The organism is Paraburkholderia atlantica (assembly GCF_009362785.1).
GTDB classification, from domain to species: Bacteria; Pseudomonadota; Gammaproteobacteria; order Burkholderiales; family Burkholderiaceae; genus Paraburkholderia; species Paraburkholderia atlantica.
In genome coordinates, this window is sequence record NZ_WHNQ01000152.1 from 1 (window position 1) to 2,717 (window position 2,717).

The 2,717-nt window shown below is 59.4% G+C and carries 1 protein-coding gene and 5 pseudogenes; 3 read left to right on the plus strand and 3 right to left on the minus strand.

All coding sequences use genetic code 11. The features are described 5' to 3' along the window. Both GCT19_RS44270 and GCT19_RS41620 read left to right on the plus strand, forming a co-directional pair. Window positions 1-197, plus strand: a pseudogene (locus GCT19_RS44270) (group II intron reverse transcriptase/maturase); the annotation flags it as partial. Between the two features lie 89 nt (window positions 198-286). Continuing rightward, a pseudogene (locus tag GCT19_RS41620) lies at window positions 287-772 on the plus strand (IS3 family transposase); the annotation flags it as partial. A gap of 40 nt (window positions 773-812) precedes the next feature. Here the strand turns inward: GCT19_RS41620 and GCT19_RS41625 are convergent. Beyond that, window positions 813-884, minus strand: a pseudogene (locus GCT19_RS41625) (transposase); the annotation flags it as partial. A 43-nt stretch (window positions 885-927) separates the two neighbouring features. Between GCT19_RS41625 and GCT19_RS41630 the strand changes: the two are divergent. After that, window positions 928-1,221, plus strand: a pseudogene (locus GCT19_RS41630) (IS110 family transposase); the annotation flags it as partial. Window positions 1,222-1,677: 456 nt separating this feature from the next. Here GCT19_RS41630 and GCT19_RS41635 read toward each other — a convergent pair. Both GCT19_RS41635 and GCT19_RS41640 read right to left on the minus strand, forming a co-directional pair. Further along, window positions 1,678-2,433 (minus strand): IS630 family transposase, encoded by a 756-nt coding sequence (locus tag GCT19_RS41635; RefSeq protein ID WP_227749505.1) that lies wholly within the window; start codon window positions 2,431-2,433, stop codon window positions 1,678-1,680. 26 nt (window positions 2,434-2,459) lie between these two features. Beyond that, window positions 2,460-2,717: pseudogene (locus tag GCT19_RS41640) on the minus strand (IS256 family transposase); the annotation flags it as partial.

A 2,717-nucleotide genomic window follows, 5' to 3' on the forward strand; every position in this document is an offset into this window, starting at 1 on the left:
CCAAGACATGGCTGCTTCAAGGCCAGAATAGTCGGGGTTGGTACGGGACGGTGGCGCTTCGGCGTCTTGTTACCAGTCGGAAGGGTCAATTCAGGTGGCGTAACCCGTCGGAAAATCCGTACATCTTGCGCGATGAGGCACGCAGTATCATCGAGTCGCGCTATCCCGATGTCGCCTTTGCTATGAGCAACGCTTGAACGGAGAGCCGGATGCGCTGAGAGGTGCAAGTCCGGTTCGGGGAGGAGAGGCCGGGAGATAGCTCGACTACGCCCGGTCTCTTACTCCACTATCGAGCTGGGAGGGCTTCGTCTATGTCGCGTTCATCATCGACGTGTTCGCCCGACGCATTGTCGGCTGGCGTGTGTCAAGTTCGGCGCGCACGGACTTCGTTCTGGACGCACTGGAGCAGGCCTTGTACGAGCGAAAACCGGTGCAGCAGGACGGGCTGATCCATCACAGCGACCGCGGCGTGCAATACGTATCAATCCGCTATACGGATCGTCTGGTCGAGGCTGGCATCGAGCCGTCAGTGGGCAGCGTGGGCGACTCCTACGATAACGCACTGGCTGAAACGATCAACGGCTTGTACAAGGCAGAGGTGATCCATCGCCTCGGACCGTGGCGCAATCCGCACGCCGTTGAAATGGCGACGCTCGAATGGGTTGACTGGTTCAACAATCGTCGGCTCTTCGGCCCCATCGGCAACATTCCACCTGCCGAGGCAGAAGCCGCTTATTATGCAAATCTCGCTGGGTCTGCCACCGTGGCATGACTCAAGCAAAATAGTCTCCGGGAAACCCGGGGCGGTTCAAATACCACCGAACCGCGAGAATGATTGCCGCCGGGAACCGGTGGCCGTGATAAAGCGATTTTCTTTTCTTCATCGTGACATCTTACGTGACTACCTCGCCAACGTGACAGTGCCCCGGTAACTGCTACGCCAGGAAGCTGCTGGTGGAGGCAGCGTGGAGCTACCGCCATTGCGCGCGGCTGAGCAGGGAAATCCAGGCACGTCTTGAAGGACTGCCCAAGCCCATCATCGACCGAGCCTGGGACGCCCAGGTGCGCCTGTGCCGGCGCTATCGGAAGCTCGTCGCGCCCGGCAAGCAGAAGAACATTGCAGTCGTTGCCATCGCCCGCGAACTGGCGGGCTTCATCTGGGACATCGGTCGGCTTGCGATGTCATTGGCCCTTCCACGCACAACCCAACCGGAGGCATGACGGCGGCACCAAACCTCCCCCAACTTCACGGAAGAAGTTTCCTGAAGACGGCGCAGCCCGGCATCCGAGCAACCCGCGTTCGGACTTCGCAACGGCCATTGGCCGACTTGCGCGGTAAGGTAGCGGCAGGCTCATGAGGCGGTCCACTGTAATGCGGTACCCAACCCGCGTATATCCGCCTGATCCACCGTCGAACATTACTGCTGCTGCGTATTTCGGATGAACGTGACCGACCGTTTCGGGATCGTGACCGGCGATTTCGGCAACGTGACCGTTCATTTCGGGAACGTGACCGAGCGGACCGGACGGCAGGATTGGCGTTGCGCATGACATCAACCACGCGGGCTATGCTCGCCGGCTTTGGCCGGAGAGAACATGCCCGCGCACCGGATGAACATGCGCATGATCAAGGACGTTTTACGACTTACTGACTGGTGCATCAAATAGTGCCTCTTCTCAGGCTGGGTACCGGACATGTTTTTCTTTAAAGAGGTTGCGAATCATGTGAGGCTCCTTCTGTCGGCGATGCAGGTGTCGCCGGATCGCGCCGATCAGTTCCGCCTTGGTCGCCGGTCGGCTTTTGCCGAGCGCGTTGGTTTTGACGTCCTGGTTGAGCAGCTCGTCAGGATTGAGCTCGGGGCAATACCCCGGCAACCGGATCAGGCGCAGACGTGCAGCGTTATCGGCGACGTACCGCTTGACTGCTTTGGACCGGTGCACAGGATGCCCATCGACGATCAGGTAGATCATGCGCGTGGCCTGCTTGAGCAGGCGTTTCAGGAAATCGATGAAGGTCGCGTTTTTGAACGTCCCTTCGAAGACCATAAAGCTCAGTTCTCCACGATTCGTGATCGCAGAAATCATGTTGCAGCCGAAGCGCTTTCCGGTCGCCCTGACGACCGGCGTTTCGCCCTTCAGGGCAAAGCTGGTACCGCTCACGTGGTCGCTGCGCAAGCCCATTTCGTCGCCCCAATAGATGGTTGCCCCTTCCTGCTTCGCCTCTTTCGCAATGCCCGGATAATCCTCGTTCAGCCAGCGCTCGATTTCCTCGTCCTTTCTCTCGTACGCGCGTCGAACAGGTTTCTGGGCGGTCATGCCCCATGCCTTGAGGTATCGGCCCGCCGTCCACTTCGACACTTTCACGCCGCACTCGCGCTCAATCAGCTTTGCCACCGATTCGCGGGTCCACAGGTAGAACGGAGTTAAAGTCAAATCTGGTGTATGCGGTCTCGGCGTAATCAGGCGGCTAGCGATTGCTGAGCCGGTGTGCTGTCGGTCACCGGTTCTCCATCCTTGAACGTCATCCCGTCAAGCATCGAAGTGAGCTTTTCCGGGGCGCGGATGCGCCGCCACGATTCTTCGGCCGACTCGATCAGCTTGAACGCCAGCCCGAGGAACGTCGCGCGCGATACACAGTTGCGCGTGCGTTTCGTGCGATGGCGCACCGTCGCAAAGGTCGATTCAATCGGGTTCGTGGTGCGCAGATGCTGCCAGTG